This is a genomic window from Sedimentitalea arenosa, from assembly GCF_016428585.1.
GTDB classification, from domain to species: Bacteria; Pseudomonadota; Alphaproteobacteria; order Rhodobacterales; family Rhodobacteraceae; genus Sedimentitalea; species Sedimentitalea arenosa.
This window is the reverse complement of record NZ_JAELVR010000005.1, coordinates 193,435-207,660: the sequence shown is the minus strand read 5'-3', so window position 1 is coordinate 207,660 and position 14,226 is coordinate 193,435. Positions and strand designations below refer to the sequence as shown.

The 14,226-nt window shown below is 63.1% G+C and carries 14 protein-coding genes; 1 reads left to right on the top strand and 13 read right to left on the bottom strand.

Annotated features, from left to right (window positions below; all coding sequences use genetic code 11):
• From JF290_RS09195 to JF290_RS09135, 13 genes are all read right to left on the bottom strand, one after another.
• Positions 1-756, bottom strand: coding sequence for an enoyl-CoA hydratase/isomerase family protein (locus JF290_RS09195; protein ID WP_199024552.1), 756 nt, complete (start codon positions 754-756; stop codon positions 1-3).
• Between the two features lie 107 nt (positions 757-863).
• Complete coding sequence (locus JF290_RS09190; protein ID WP_199024551.1) at positions 864-1,565, bottom strand: ABC transporter ATP-binding protein; 702 nt, start codon at positions 1,563-1,565, stop codon at positions 864-866.
• Positions 1,566-2,342, bottom strand: coding sequence for an ABC transporter ATP-binding protein (locus JF290_RS09185; RefSeq protein ID WP_199024550.1), 777 nt, complete (start codon positions 2,340-2,342; stop codon positions 1,566-1,568).
• Complete coding sequence (locus JF290_RS09180) at positions 2,339-3,643, bottom strand: branched-chain amino acid ABC transporter permease (protein ID WP_199024549.1); 1,305 nt, start codon at positions 3,641-3,643, stop codon at positions 2,339-2,341. The genes JF290_RS09185 and JF290_RS09180 overlap by 4 nt, the downstream gene beginning before the upstream one ends.
• A complete protein-coding gene (locus JF290_RS09175; RefSeq protein ID WP_199024548.1) occupies positions 3,640-4,596 on the bottom strand; it encodes a branched-chain amino acid ABC transporter permease in 957 nt (318 codons plus the stop codon). The genes JF290_RS09180 and JF290_RS09175 overlap by 4 nt, the downstream gene beginning before the upstream one ends.
• An 83-nt stretch (positions 4,597-4,679) precedes the next feature.
• Positions 4,680-5,924 carry a branched-chain amino acid ABC transporter substrate-binding protein gene (locus tag JF290_RS09170; protein WP_199024547.1) on the bottom strand — a complete coding sequence of 415 codons (1,245 nt, stop codon included), beginning with the start codon at positions 5,922-5,924 and terminating at the stop codon, positions 4,680-4,682.
• A 473-nt stretch (positions 5,925-6,397) separates the two neighbouring features.
• Complete coding sequence (locus tag JF290_RS09165; protein WP_199024546.1) at positions 6,398-7,195, bottom strand: IclR family transcriptional regulator; 798 nt, start codon at positions 7,193-7,195, stop codon at positions 6,398-6,400.
• Positions 7,196-7,233: 38 nt separating this feature from the next.
• A complete protein-coding gene (locus JF290_RS09160) occupies positions 7,234-8,265 on the bottom strand; it encodes a phosphotransferase family protein (RefSeq protein WP_199024545.1) in 1,032 nt (343 codons plus the stop codon).
• Between the two features lie 11 nt (positions 8,266-8,276).
• A complete protein-coding gene (locus JF290_RS09155; RefSeq protein ID WP_199024544.1) occupies positions 8,277-8,927 on the bottom strand; it encodes a histidine phosphatase family protein in 651 nt (216 codons plus the stop codon).
• A gap of 2 nt (positions 8,928-8,929) precedes the next feature.
• On the bottom strand, positions 8,930-9,934 hold the full coding sequence (locus JF290_RS09150) for an NAD(P)H-dependent flavin oxidoreductase (RefSeq protein WP_199024543.1): 1,005 nt from the start codon (positions 9,932-9,934) through the stop codon (positions 8,930-8,932).
• Complete coding sequence (locus tag JF290_RS09145; RefSeq protein WP_199024542.1) at positions 9,934-11,130, bottom strand: acetyl-CoA C-acyltransferase; 1,197 nt, start codon at positions 11,128-11,130, stop codon at positions 9,934-9,936. The genes JF290_RS09150 and JF290_RS09145 overlap by 1 nt, the downstream gene beginning before the upstream one ends.
• 21 nt (positions 11,131-11,151) lie before the next feature.
• Complete coding sequence (locus JF290_RS09140) at positions 11,152-12,081, bottom strand: SDR family NAD(P)-dependent oxidoreductase (protein ID WP_199024541.1); 930 nt, start codon at positions 12,079-12,081, stop codon at positions 11,152-11,154.
• A 17-nt stretch (positions 12,082-12,098) separates the two neighbouring features.
• Positions 12,099-12,920 carry an SDR family NAD(P)-dependent oxidoreductase gene (locus JF290_RS09135; RefSeq protein ID WP_199024540.1) on the bottom strand — a complete coding sequence of 274 codons (822 nt, stop codon included), beginning with the start codon at positions 12,918-12,920 and terminating at the stop codon, positions 12,099-12,101.
• Positions 12,921-13,229: 309 nt separating this feature from the next.
• On the opposite strand from JF290_RS09135, the gene JF290_RS09130 reads away from it, so the two are divergent.
• Positions 13,230-14,225: an NADPH:quinone oxidoreductase family protein gene (locus tag JF290_RS09130; RefSeq protein WP_199024539.1), complete on the top strand. Its 996-nt coding sequence runs from the start codon at positions 13,230-13,232 to the stop codon at positions 14,223-14,225.
• Position 14,226 lies beyond the last annotated feature (1 nt).

Sequence of the window (14,226 nt, the reverse complement as noted above, 5' to 3'; positions counted from 1 at the left end):
TCAGCCCCCGATCATCCGCTTCATGGCCGGCACGGTTTCGGCCGTGAACCACCCGTCTTCGGGCGCGTTGCCGCCGGCGTCCATCGCGCTGCGCATGGTGTCGATCACGTCGCCCCGCAGTTGCGACTTGACACTTGCAAACGTTCCTGGCGGCAGTCCCGCGAGATCTGCTGCACGGTGCAACGCGCGCTCGCGCAGCGCGTCGGGTTCGACCAGTTCGTCGATGATGCCGAGCGCATGGGCCCGCTGCGCATCGATCGGCAGGCCGGTCAGCATGAGATTGCGTGCGGCATCCGCCGTCAGGGTCGCGCGGGCAATCTCGAGCGGGCCGACCGGGAAGTCGGCGCCGACCCGCACCTCGGCCAGCCCGAACCGCGCTGCAGGGCTCGCCAACCGGAGGTCGCTGGCCAAAACGAAGAACAGCCCGCCCGCAATGGCGGCGCCGTTGACCGCGACGATAACGGGCTTCGGGCAGGCATAAAGGCTGAGAAACCCCTCGTTGAGCCCCTCGACGATATCGTGCTGCGCGCCGAGATCGAAGCCTTGCGCCTCTTTCAGGTCAAGACCGGCTGAAAAAACCTTGAAATCGCTTGTCAATACAATCGCACGGGTGGAGTCATCGCCGGCGAGATCGTCCACGGTTGCCGCCAGGTCCATCAGAAAGTCCGCACTCAACGCGTTGACGGGCGCCCGGTTCAGGCAGAGCTCCACGACGCCGTCGGCGTGCTCCCTGCGTATCAAAGCGCTGGCTGTCATCTCGTCTCCTGCCCGGTCATCGCCTGTTGTGTCGCATCGCTGCCGGCGCATTCACTATTTTAGGAACCGCGCCCGTTCACAACCACAAAGACGCGAATTGCCGCCGCTCAGACCTCGAGCCATTCCTTGCGCACGTCTTCGCGGCCACGCAACTCGGCCGGCGTGCCTTCGAACACGACCTGCCCATGGCCCATCACGTAGACCCGGTGGGCAATGTCCATGGCGATCGAAAGCTTTTGTTCGACGAGAAGGGTCGCGATACCGCGCCGGGCGATCTCCTGCAAAAGCTCGGCGACCTTCTGCGTCATTTGTGGTGAAAGGCCCTCGGTCGGCTCGTCGATCATGATGAAATCAGGATCGCCCATAAGTGTCCGGCACATGGTCAGCATCTGTTGTTCGCCGCCTGACAGAACCGACGCTTCGACATCGGCGCGGTTGCGAAGGTTTTCGAAAAGATCGAACATATCCTCCATCGACCAGCGCCCGGTCCCATCCTTCTGGCCCGGCTTCAGACCCAGGATCAGGTTCTGCCGCGTGGTAAGCCCGGGAAAAATATCACGGTTCTCGGGCACGTAGCCCACGCCAAGGTTCGCGATCTCGAAAGCCTTCTTGCCGGCGATGTCGTGCCCCTTGAAGCGCACGACGCCTTCGGGCGGAACCTCGCCCATGATCGCCTTGCAGGTGGTCGACCGCCCGACCCCATTGCGCCCCAGCAGCGCGACGATCTCGCCCTCCTGGATGTTCATGTTCACGCCCTGAAGGATGTGCGACTTGCCGTAGAAGGCATGCATGTCCTGAACTTCCAGCATTTAATGCTCTGCCTCCAACGCAGCCCCGAGATAGGCTTCCTGCACCTTGGGATTCGCCCTCACCTCTTCGGGGCGACCGGTCGCGATGATTTCGCCGTAGACGAGGACCGAAATGTAATCGGCCAGTCCAAAGACCACACCCATGTCATGTTCCACCATGATCAGCGTCTTGTCCTCGGTAACCTTGCGGATGAGATCGACGATATAGTCGGTTTCCGAGTGGCTCATCCCCGCTGTCGGTTCGTCGAGCATGATGAGATCGGCACCGCCCGCTATGGTGATCCCGATCTCCAGTGCACGCTGCTCGGCATAGGACAAAACGCCGGCGGGCAGGTCGCGCCGGTTCAAGAGGTTGATCTGGTCGAGGATCGCGTCGGCGGATTCGGTCAGATCGCGCGACTTGCTGACGAGGTTCCAGAAGGAATACCTGTACCCCTTGGACCAGAGCAGCGAACAGCGGACATTCTCGAACACGGTCATCTTGGGGAAGATGTTGGTGATCTGGAAGGATCGGCTCAGCCCCATGCGGTTGATCTGGAACGGGGCCATCCCTGCAAGATTCTTGCCATGCAGGCTGACCTTGCCCGAGGTGGGCGGAAAGCGACCGGTGATCAGGTTGAACAGTGTGGACTTCCCTGCCCCGTTGGGACCGATCACGGCATGGCGTTCGCCCTTGCCGATCCTCAGGTTCACGCCGCGGATGATCTCGGCCTTGCCGAAGCTCTTGCGCAGGTCCTCGATGGCCAGCGCCGGTGTGGTGTCGGTTATCGCGTTCATGCGCCGCCTCCCGGGAAGGTATTGGCCTTGTGCCAGGCTTCGACCATCTCCGGCGTGTTGCGCCGCGTCACCCAGAAAGCGACCGCCGTTACCACCAGCGCAATGATCCAGGGCAGGAAAGAATGGCTGTCGAACGTTGTCCAGAAGAGAGTCATCTCGTTCTCGCCGGTAGCCGCGTGGCGGACATGAAAGGTCATTTCGACCAGCGCCGAAAGCCCGAGAATTCCGATCACGGCGGGCAACAGCGTCTTGAGGTAAGGCATCAGAAGCAAGCGCGCCTTGCCGAACTTGAACGCCGGCACATGCATCATGATGAGCCCCGCCAGACCGCCGGGAAAGAACATCACCGTCGCGACGAAGAGAACCCCGGCATAGAAGGCCCAGAGTTCCGTCTGGAGGCTGAGCACGGTCTGCAGCAGCGTGAAGGCGATCGCCCCGATGATCGGGCCGAAGAAGAAGCCGACCCCTCCGAGGAAGGTCACCAGAAGGATCACGCCCGAGGACGCGGTGTTCAGGTTCTCTTCGGTCAGAATCTCGTAGTTGATCGCAAACAGCGCCCCCGCGACCCCGGCGAAGAAGCCCGAGAAGATGAAGCTGTAGAAGCGCACCCAGCGCGCGGAATAGCCGAGGAACTCGGCCCGCTCCGGGTTGTCGCGCACAGCGTTGGCCATGCGGCCGATGGGCGTGCGCGAAAACAGGTACATCAGCGCCGCCGAGATCATCAACCAGCCCGCGATCAGGTAGTAGACCTCGATCTGCTTCAGGAACTCGACGCCAAAGAACGGCAGGCCATAGGTCCGGTCGCCGGAAATGCCTTCCTCGCCACCGAAGAAGGCCACGATGATGATCGAACAGGCCGCGATCAATTCGCCGACGCCGAGGCTGATCATGGCGAAGACGGTGCCGGCGCTACGGGTCGAGAAACTCCCAACGATCATCGCCAGCGCCATGCCGAACAAGCCGCCGAAGACCGGCAGCAGCGGCAGCGGCAAGGTCGAGAAGAAGTCGGAGGCGTTCATGATATGCATGCATCCGAAGCCGCCGACCCCGGCATAGACCGCGTGGCCGAAGGACAGCATTCCGCCCTGGCCCAACAGCATGTTGTAGGCGAGCGCGAAGACGATCGTGATCGCCATCTGGTTCATGATGGTGATCGCAGAATTGTTGGTGAAAACGAGCGGCAGGATCAGCAGCACGAACCCCGAAACCAGCCACGGCGTGAGGCTCAGCGTCATCGATCCCGCGCGCATCCGCTGCGCGGGCTTGGTCGGATCGGTGGTTATCTGGTCTTGTTCACTCATGCGTCACGCTTTCCGAACAGGCCATAGGGGCGGAATATGAGGATCAGCACCATCAGGATATAGGGCAGGATATCGGCGATCTGCGGGCTGGTCAGGGTCCACAGGTCACGGAAGATGTTGTCTTCGAGATCGCTGGGCGTGACGATGCCGATGCCGTTGAGGATGTCCTCCATCCGCACGTTGTAGGACTTGGCGAAGGTCGTGATCCATCCGATCAGAAGGGACGCCACCAGCGCCCCCCAGAGCGAGCCGAGCCCGCCGATCACGATGGTCACGAAAACGATGGAACCAAGAACGAAGGCCATGCCCGGGAACGTGCCCAGCACTGGCCCGGCGATGACACCCGCGACGCCGGCCAGCGCGGTGCCGACCCCGAACACGCCCATGAAGATCAGCGGCACGTTGTGTCCCAGCGACTCGACCGTCCGCGGATAGCTGAGCGCGGCCTGGATGATCATGCCGACACGGGTTTTCGTCAGGATATAGAGCAGCCCGATGAAGATACTGATCGAGATGAAGATCATGAAGATCTTGTAGGCGGGTATCGAGTTGCCGGCGATGGCGAAGGCCGTGAAGTTCAGAACCTCGGGGATGTCATAGGGCATCTGGTTCTTGCCCCAGATGAACTGCACCAGTTCCTCGATCAGCAGCGCAAGACCGAAGGTGAAGATCAGTTCGGGCACATGTCCGTATTGGTGAACCCGTCGCAGACCATAGCGTTCGACCCCGGCCCCCATGACACCGACGATCAGTGGCGCAAGCAGAAGGCCCATCCAGAATCCCAGTCCGAGGCTGATCTGGTAGGCGAAATAGGCGCCCAGCATGTAAAAGCTGGCATGGGCGAAGTTCAGCACACCCATCATCGAGAAAATCAGGGTCAGGCCGGCGGACAGCATGAACAGCAGCAGTCCGGTCACCAGCCCGTCGATCAGATTGACGAGTACGAGCTCCATCGGGCCCTCCAGTCGGTCGCAAGGAAGTGATGCGAGAACCCGCTCCGGCCCGTATCAGGCACCGGAGCGGATCAGAGCAAGCCTCAGGGGCGCTGCATCTCGCAAGTGGTCGGGCTGTCCATCCCGGCCATCTCGACCGTGGTTTCGGTCACGACGCCAAAGCCCGAGTTGTCATAGTCGAAGGTCACGCCCTCGTCCGTGTGCACGGCGATGTGCATGTTCTGGATCGCCTGGTGATCCTGCGGGCGCATGTAGATCTTGCTGCCCCACATGCTGTCGTACTCCATGCCTTCGAGCGCGGTCGCCACCGCCACGACATCCGTCGCGGTCCCGGCTTCCTGGATCGCTTGCGCCAGCATTCCGATCGTGTTGGCGATACGGGATTGGTCGATGTTGCCGTCCGGATACTTTGCCTTGAACGCTTCGTAATAGGCGGTCGACTCGTCCGATGCCGGCGGGTTGATCTGGCCTTCGCTGATCAGCCGGATCGTTCCCTTGCCGCCTTCGCCAAAGGCCGCGGTGATGCCGCTCCCGGCCGCGTAGTAGGTGTAGATCGGGCCGGTAAAGCCGTTCTCGATGATCGACTTGCCGAGGCCGAGCATGTCCGCCCCCCAGTTGCCGGTGATCACGGCATCAGCCTCGGAGGAAACGACCTTGCGAGCATAGGGGGTGAAGTCCTTGACCTTGCCGATCGGGTGAAGCTCGTTGCCGACGATCTCGATATCCGACCGCTTTTCGGCCAGGTTGGCTTCTGCCGCCGCGGCGACGGCCTTGCCGAAGGAATAATCCTGCCCGATGACATAGACCTTCTTGATGTCCTCGTTCGCCGCGATCACGTCGGTCAGCGCGTCCATCTTGATGTCGGCATTGGCGTCGAAACGGAAGTGCCAGAAGTTGCATTTGTCGTTGGTCAGCGCCGGGTCGACGGCCGCGTAATTCAGGAACAGCACTCGGCTTTCCGGGTTGCGGCGGTTGTGCTTGTCGATGGCCTCGGTCAGCGCGTTGGCCACGCCCGAGCTGTTGCCCTGCACGACATAGCGAATGCCCTGGTCGATGGCGACCTGCAGCTGGATCAGCGATTCCTTGGGGCTGATCTTGTTGTCGAAGCCGATCACTTCGAACGTCTGCCCGTCAAGAACACCGCCCTTCTCGTTCACCAGCTTGTCGGCGGCGAACTGGAACTGGTGCAAGCCGTTGGTGCCGGTCGCGGCGAACGGCCCCGACAACGGGTCGATGAAGGCGATCTTGATGTCCTCGGCGAAGGCCGAAGTGGCGCCGATGATGAGAGCCAGCGCCGTGCTGACGCCCAGCTTGGTCGTATTTCGCATGTGGTTTCCTCCCTAACGCTCAGCACGACATGCCTTTGCGCATATCTTTGCACCGAGCTTGTCGGGAAGGTTTGCATAACGACCGTCAAAGTCAAGCTTTCCGGCGTCTCGTCCCGCATGTGAATTTGGGCGAGTGTAAGAGCCGCTGAGGGATTGACTTCAGTTTTCACGCCCTCCGCTCACTGCGCGCCCGGTTCAGCAGTTACAAACACTTCAGGAACCCAAAATAGGTCTTTGATTGCGTTAGATTTTCTTCAAGGTGGTTTCGGAGTTCTGTATGCAAGTCCCATTGGCCGGACCAATTTTTCCGACCCGAGAGCGCATCGAGGGGCGATGTGGTCTGCACGGATGACCCAACGTCATTTCCGGCACAATGTACTGGGTTGCGCACACCGTCTCGGCCGGCAGGGAGTTTCACTGTGCGAAATTGGGTTCCGCTGCTGGAAAGTGATTCCCGGCGCATCAAGCCGGCTCTAGGTCCGGCTGTTCAGCGTTTTCGCAACTCTCAGCAACTCACGGGCGTAATGCCCCTCGAGTTGCTTCTTCTTGACGTGAAACGAGGGTCCGCCGACGTTCAGGCCGAAGACGCGACTGCCCGAAATAGAGAACACCGGAACCGCGATACCGTTGACGTCCGACCGCCAGTCTCCATACCCGGTGCAGTAGCCGCGCTCGGCATATTCCGTGGCAGCGCGCGCATAGCTGGCCTGCCTCTGCTCCTCCTGATCAGGGTCTTCCTGACGGGCGAGTTCGAATGCTGCGGCCCGGTCTTCCTCGGGTAGGCCGACAAGGATTGCGCGCCCGATCGCCGAGAAGAAGAGCGGCAGGCGCGAACCGACATGGACGCTCAGCGACACGTTCTCGCGCGAACGCTGGACCGCAACATAGACCGCGTCGAGCCGATGCCGTTCGGCCAGTGCGACGGTGATGTAGGAATTCGGCCCGTCCCGCAACGCCCGCATCTCGGCAATCGCGCGATCATTCATTTCGAGCGAGGACAGCACCCCGTAGCCCAGCTGAAGCACCCCCGCTCCGAGACGATACATGCCCGTGCTGGGGTCAAGAACAAGGTAGTCGAGAACGCAGAGCGTATGCGTCAGGCGCGACACCGTCGGTTTTGGCAGGCCGGTCCGTTCGGAAATATCCGTGTTGGTCAGTTCTGTCTCACCGGGACGGAAACAGCGCAGAACGTCAAGTCCTCGCGCCAGAGCGGTGATGAAGTTCCGATCCTTTGCGTCGTCCTGGTCGACCTTGAAATCCTGCTCCGACATCCCGTTCCCCCCTTTAGCGTTCCCGCTTCGCCCTGCCCCTAGAGGCCCTTCAAGGCCTTGAGCCCATGATCGGCGAAGACCGGCACGTATTGCCCGACCTTCATCGCCCGTTCCGGGTTGCTCGCGTTGCCGTCCAGCGCACGCTTCAGGACGCCCTGGATGATCGCCGCCATCCGGAAGAAGCAGAAAGACAGGTAGAAGCCGAACCCGTCGATTCCCGGCATCCCACGTCGCTCGCAGTAACGCGCGATGAACTCCTCGTCGCTTGGCAGGCCGAGTTCAGACCGGTCGACCCCGGCCAGCCCGCGCCCCTCGCGACCGGAGGGCATCTGCCATTGCATGATGACCGAAGCTAGGTCCGCGAAGGGATGACCGATGGTCGACAATTCCCAATCGAGAACGGCCAGGCAGCGGGTTCCATCGGCCTCGAAGATCATGTTGTCGATCCGGTAGTCGCCATGGACCAGCGTACGTTGCCCGTCATCCGGCGGCATTTTCTCAACCAGCGCGTCCATCAGCGCGTTCATCGCCGGAATTTCCTGGGTCTCGGAAGCGCGATATTGCTTGGACCAGCGTGCGACCTGGCGCTCGAAATAGTTGCCCGGTGGCCCGTAGTCGGACAGCCCGACCGCGTCGATATCGACACTGTGCAGCGCAGCAAGCACGCGGTTCATGTCGTCGATCACCGCCGCACGGTCGTCGCGGGTCAGGTCGGGCATGGTCGGATCGTTGAAATTGCGTCCATCGACATGCTCCATGATGTAGAACATCGAGCCGATCACGCTGTCGTCCTCGCAGAGCAAGTGCATTCGCGCCACCGGCACGTCGGTATCGGCCAGCGCCTTCTGCACGCGAAACTCGCGGTCGACCGCATGGGCCGATTTCAGCAACGTGCCGGGCGGCTTGCGTCGCAGCACGTAGTTCGTCTCGGGCGTCATCAGAAGAAAGGTCGGATTGGACTGGCCGCCTTCGAATTTCTTGCAGCTCAACGGGCCCTTGAACCCCGGCAGGTGCTCGGACAGATAGGCGCCGACGGCATCCAGATCGAGCGATTGGGCGGTGTTGGTCATGGCCGGTCCCCTCAGCTGTAGGTCAGAAGTTGCGCCCGCTCCTGCGTGGCGAAATGCGGCGTCGTGTTGAACTCATGCAGAAAAAACGAGGACGACGAGAAGAAAAACCGCGTCAGCGATGTGTTCTTGACCTGCAGGTTGAGCGCGATCATCTGCGACGCCGGCGCGCCCATGCTGAAGGCGACCAGTTGCCCGATCGGGCCTCCGGAGCTGATCACCAGCACCCGGCGCGCGTCGGTCTTCGTGGCGTAGCGGCGCGCGGCGTCGACACGGTCGACGAACATGCGCCAGCTCTCCCGCGCGCCCTCCAGCCCCCCGGCCTGCCAGTCCAGGATGGTCTCGCGCAGGGTGCGGAAGTGAGTCTTTCTGTCACTGCGCACGGGATCGGGCACCTTGCCGGCGAACCGCACGTTCAACAGGTCATGAAAATCGTATTCGTTCAGCCCGGGATGCGTGTCGGGCCGCCCGGCAAACCCCATCGAGGACAGAGTTTCCTGCTGCCGCTTCAGGGTGCCCGTGACCAGCCGGTCGGGAACCCAGCCTGCATCGCGCAAGGCCTGCCCGACCAGCTCGGACTGCCGGTGGCCGAGCTCGGACAGCTTGTCGTAGTCGTCTGCGCCGAAGCTGGCCTGTGCGTGCCGGATGACCAGAAGTTCCGCCATTGTCAGCCCGTGAATTCCGCGGCCAGCGATCGACCGGCGGCAAGGTATTCGGACTCGATACGTGCCACGAAGCTGGCGGTGTCGGTCAGCTCATCCACCGCGCCGATCCCCTGGCCCGCGCCCCAGATTTCTTTCCAGGCCTTGGGTTTGGAAGAGCCCGACCCGAAATTCATCGACGAGGCATCGGCCGACGGCAGGTCGTCCGGGTCGAGTCCCGCGGCCGTGATCGAGGGCTTCAGGTAATTGCCCGACACGCCGGTGAAGAGCGAGGAGGTCACGATATCCTCGGCTCCGCTCTCGACGATCATCTGCTTGTAGCCGGGTTGCGCGTTGGCTTCGTGGGTCGCGATGAAAGGCGAGCCGACATAGCCGAAATCGGCCCCCGCCGCGCGGGCGGCCAGCAAGGCCGCACCGGTCGCGATCGCACCGGACAGCAGTAGCGGACCGTCGAACCACTGCCGGATCTCGCGCACAAGGGCAAAGGGCGACTGCGCCCCCGCATGTCCCCCCGCGCCCGCAGCCACCGCCACCAGCCCGTCGGCGCCCTTGTCGATCGCCTTCTTGGCGAAGGTGTTGTTGATGATGTCGTGCAGGACGATCCCGCCGCAGGAATGGGCCGCCTCGTTCACCTCGACCCGTGCGCCCAGGGAGGTGATCCAGATCGGCACCTTGTGACGGACACAGATCTCGAGGTCGCGATCCAGCCGGACGTTTGAGCGGTGCACGATCTGGTTGACCGCAAATGGCGCTGCCGGCCGGTCGGGATTGGCCTGGTTGTGGCGGTCGAGTTCCTCTGTGATCTGCGTGAGCCAGGTGTCGAGTAACGGGTGTTCGCCCTCGCCCTCACGCGCGTTCAACGCCGGGAAGGACCCGACGATGCCAGCCTTGCACTGGGCAATCACGAGTTCGGGCACCGAGATGATGAACAGCGGGGCCGCGACCATCGGCAGGCGCAGCCCCCTCAGGGCCGCGGGCAGATGGCTGTCGTCGCGCGACCAGACCGTCATCAAAGAACCTCGAAGAGGCCCGCCGCCCCCATGCCGCCGCCGACACACATGGTGCAGACCACGTATTTCGCGCCGCGCCGCTTGCCCTCGATCAGCGCATGGCCGACCATGCGCGCACCCGACATGCCATAGGGGTGACCAATGGAGATCGCGCCGCCGTCGACGTTCAGCAATTCGTCCGGAATGCCCAGCTTGTCACGGCAATACAGCACCTGAACCGCGAAAGCCTCGTTCAATTCCCAGAGTCCGATGTCGTCCACCGTAAGCCCATGCGCAGCCAGCAACTTGGGCACCGCGAAGACTGGACCGATGCCCATCTCGTCCGGCTCGCAGCCGGCCGCCATGACCCCGACATAGCGCCCCAGCGGTTCCAGTCCGCGCTGTTCGGCAAGCTTGGCCTCCATCACCACGGCGGCAGAGGCACCGTCGGACAGTTGGCTGGCATTGCCCGCGGTGATGAACTGCCCCTCGGCGATGGACATGCCGTTCTTGAACACCGGTTGCAGCGCCTGAAGGTTTTCCAGCGTCGTGCCGGGCCGGTTACCCTCGTCCTTCTCAAGCGTCACGTCGTGATCGCTGATCTCCTTGGTCTCGCGGTCCTGAACCTTCATCACCGTGCTCATCGGCACGATTTCGGCATCAAAGCGACCGGCGTCCTGCCCGGCGGCGGTGCGCTGCTGGGATTGCAACGCGTAGGCGTCCTGCGCCTCGCGGCTGATCCCGTAGCGCGCTGCCACGGTTTCGGCGGTTTCCAGCATGGTCATGTAGATGTCTGGCTTGTTCTGCTTCAACCAGGGGTCGGCAGCCATCCGCATCTCGGGCGTCTGCACCATCGAGATGCTCTCCACGCCGCCACCGATCACCACGTCCATGCCATCGGTCAATACCTGCTTGGCAGCGGTTGCGATGGCCATCATGCCCGAGGCGCATTGACGGTCGAGCGACATGCCGGCCACGGTGACCGGCAGTCCCGCGCGGATCGCGGCCTGGCGCGCGATGTTGCCGCCCGAATGGCCCTGTTGCAACGCGGCCCCGATCACGCAGTCGCTGATCTCGGCGGGATCGATCCCGGCGCGCTCGACCGCGTGGGTGATGGCATGTGCGGCCAGCGCCTGGGGCGTCGTGGCGTTGAACGCCCCGCGATAGGCCTTGCCGATGGGGGTTCGAGCGGTGGAAACGATGACGGCGTCGCGCATGGCGATCTCCTTCTTGCGGGCTTATTCGCCCCAGTTGAGGTTCAGCCCGCGCGCCCTTGCGGCGTTGCGGACGTATTTCTGTGTCTGTTCAAAGGCATTCTGCAATTCCTGCTGCCCCTCGGGGTCGGCGATCTCGTCGAACCGCTCGGCTATGGTGTCGGGCGTGTTCTCTTCGGACCCCAAAGTGATGCCCGGTGTCTCGTAGATCCTGGTCAGCGCGAAACTGCCTGCGCCCGCCCCAAGGATCACCCGGCTCGGCGCATCCTCGCTGACGAGGTAGAGCACGCCTGGAGTGATCGTTTCGGGCGCCAGCAAAGCCAGTGCGTCCGCCGGTATGAGGTTCTCGGTCATGCGGGTTGCCGCGGTCGGCGCCAGCGTGTTGACCCGGATGTCATCGCGCGCGCCCTCCAGATGGAGCACGTTCATCAGCCCCGCCATCGCCGCCTTGGCCGCGCCGTAGTTGGACTGCCCGAAATTGCCGTACAGACCAGACGCCGAGGTCGTCAGAACGATACGGCCATACGTCTGCTCACGCATGATCGGCCAGCATGCATGGCAGCAGGTGGCCGTGCCCATCAGGTGCACCTCGACCACCTTGCGGAAATCGTCGAGCGTCATCTTGGCAAAGGTCTTGTCGCGCAGGATGCCGGCGTTGTTGATCAGAATGTCGATGCGGCCCCACTCGGCCATCACCTTGGCGACCATGTCGGCGACGCCCTCGGCATCGGCCACGTCGGCCCCATGCGCCATGGCCTCGCCGCCCATGGCGCGGATTTCGTCGACCACTGCGAGCGCCGCGTCCGAGGACGCGGTCTGCCCATCCGGCGTCACACCGAGGTCATTGACCACAACCTTGGCGCCGCGCTCGGCCAGCCCCAAGGCATGGGACCGGCCCAGCCCGGTTCCCGCCCCCGTCACAAGCGCAACACGCCCGTCAAACCGGATCGTCATCGGCTCAAGTCCTTCCGCTACTGCATTGCTTTTTCGAAAATGTTCTGACCGCTCATCACGTTGATGCCGCCGCTGACAGGGATCACGGCCCCGGTCACATAGGCCCCACCGCGCCCGCAAAGGAACAACATGCAGCCCGCGATATCCTCGTCCCGCCCGACGCGGCCCAACGGCACGTCGCTGCCGACCTTCTCACGCATGCCTTCGTCTGCGGTGGCGAAGGCGGTCATCTTCGACACGAAGGGGCCCGGCGCCAGTGAGTTGACCGTGATGTGGTGCCCTGCCAACTCCTTGGCGAGGATCTTGCTGAGATGCAGCACCGCCGCCTTGGAGGCCGAATAGCTGTAGGCGCCATCGCCCATCGGCACCTCGCCCATGACCGAACCAACGTTCACCACCCGCGCCGGATCATCGACACTGCCCGAGGCGATCAGCATGGGCAGCAATTGCTGGGTCAGGTGGAACAGGCCGCTGACATTTACCGACATGACCTTTTCCCAGGCCTCGAACGGGAACTGACCCAACGGCGCACCCCAGGTTCGCCCCGCGTTGTTCATCAGGATATCAAGGGCTTCCGTCCGGGTCTTCACCTCGGCCACCAGGGCGTCGACACCCGCCTCGGTGCCCACGTCGCCCGCAAACCCCTCGACGCTGCCGGCCGCGCCCAACGCGTTCAACTCGTCCGCGACGGCGGCACAGGCATCCCCCTTGCGCGACGCGATCAGAACCCGCGCACCGGCCCTCATCAGCGCTTCGGCAGCCATCCGGCCGATTCCCGTTGCGCCGCCGGTCACGAGCGCGGTCTTGCCATGCAGGGAAAAAAGCGTTTCGGGTGTCATGTGGTCTCCTCTGGCCGCCGGTAGCCCGGTCGGCGTGGTGTGGGCGCGCCGGGTGTACCGGTCGCACCATGTCTGGTCTTTGCAGGTCTGATCCATGCGTCAGACCCTGTCGGGCACGCATGGTATGGGGACGCCCGAACCGCTGCGGGCCGTTTCATTTGCCGCACAATGCTCCTCCCCACCATGCTGACGTCTGTTCCGCTGTGCAGAATTGCATTTCGAATTTCGATTGACAACACTCATTTGCAACGGGACAGTCTGGCCGACACGCCGCGACAAGGCGTTGCGCTGCAAACAGGGAGACACCGCATGAAAGCGATGCTGAGCACGGCACCGGGAGGACCCGAGACACTCGAACTGACCGATCTGCCGGACCCTGCCCCCCGCAAGGGCGAGGTGCGCATCCGCGTGCGCGCTGCCGGGGTGAATTTTCCCGATACTCTGATGATCCGTGATCTCTACCAGGTGAAACCGCCGCGCCCCTTCGCCCCCGGGGGCGAGGTCGCAGGCGAGATCGATGCCGTTGGCGAGGGCGTGAGCGGTCTTTCCGTGGGCGACCGCGTGCTTGCGTTGTCCGGATTCGGCGGCTTTGCGACGCATCTGACGATCGACGCGGGCCGGGTGATCCCGATCCCCGACGCGATGCCCTACGAAGATGCAGCGGCCTTCATCTTTACCTACGGCACGTCGCACCACGCGTTGAAGGACCGCGCCCATCTGAAACAGGGCGAGTCGCTGCTGATTCTGGGCGCTGCCGGCGGTGTCGGCGCGGCGGCGATCGAGTTGGGCAAAGCGGCGGGCGCAAAGGTCATCGCCGCGGTCTCGAGTGACGAAAAGGCGACGTTCTGCAAGTCGCTCGGCGCGGACGAAACCATCGTCTATCCGCGCGAACTGGACCGCGACGCCCAGAAGGCGTTATCGGCTGAAATCAAGAAATTGGCCGGGCCGGACGGAGTCGATGTCGTCTATGACGCCGTTGGCGGAGAATACGCCGAACCGGCGATCCGCGCCCTGGCATGGGAGGGTCGGTTCCTTGTGGTCGGCTTCCCGGCGGGCATCCCCAAGATTCCCCTCAACCTGACGCTGCTAAAGGGCAGCCAGATCGTCGGTGTGTTCTGGGGCGCGTCGACCATGCGCGACCCCAAAGGCCACGCGCAGAACGTCTCGGAGCTTTTCGCGCTCTATGCCGAGGGCAAGATCAAGCCGCAGATCAGCGCGCGTTTCCCTCTGGCCCAAGCCGCCGAGGCGCTGACCCTGATGCAGGATCGCAAGGTGATGGGCAAAGTCGTCCTGACGACGGATTGAT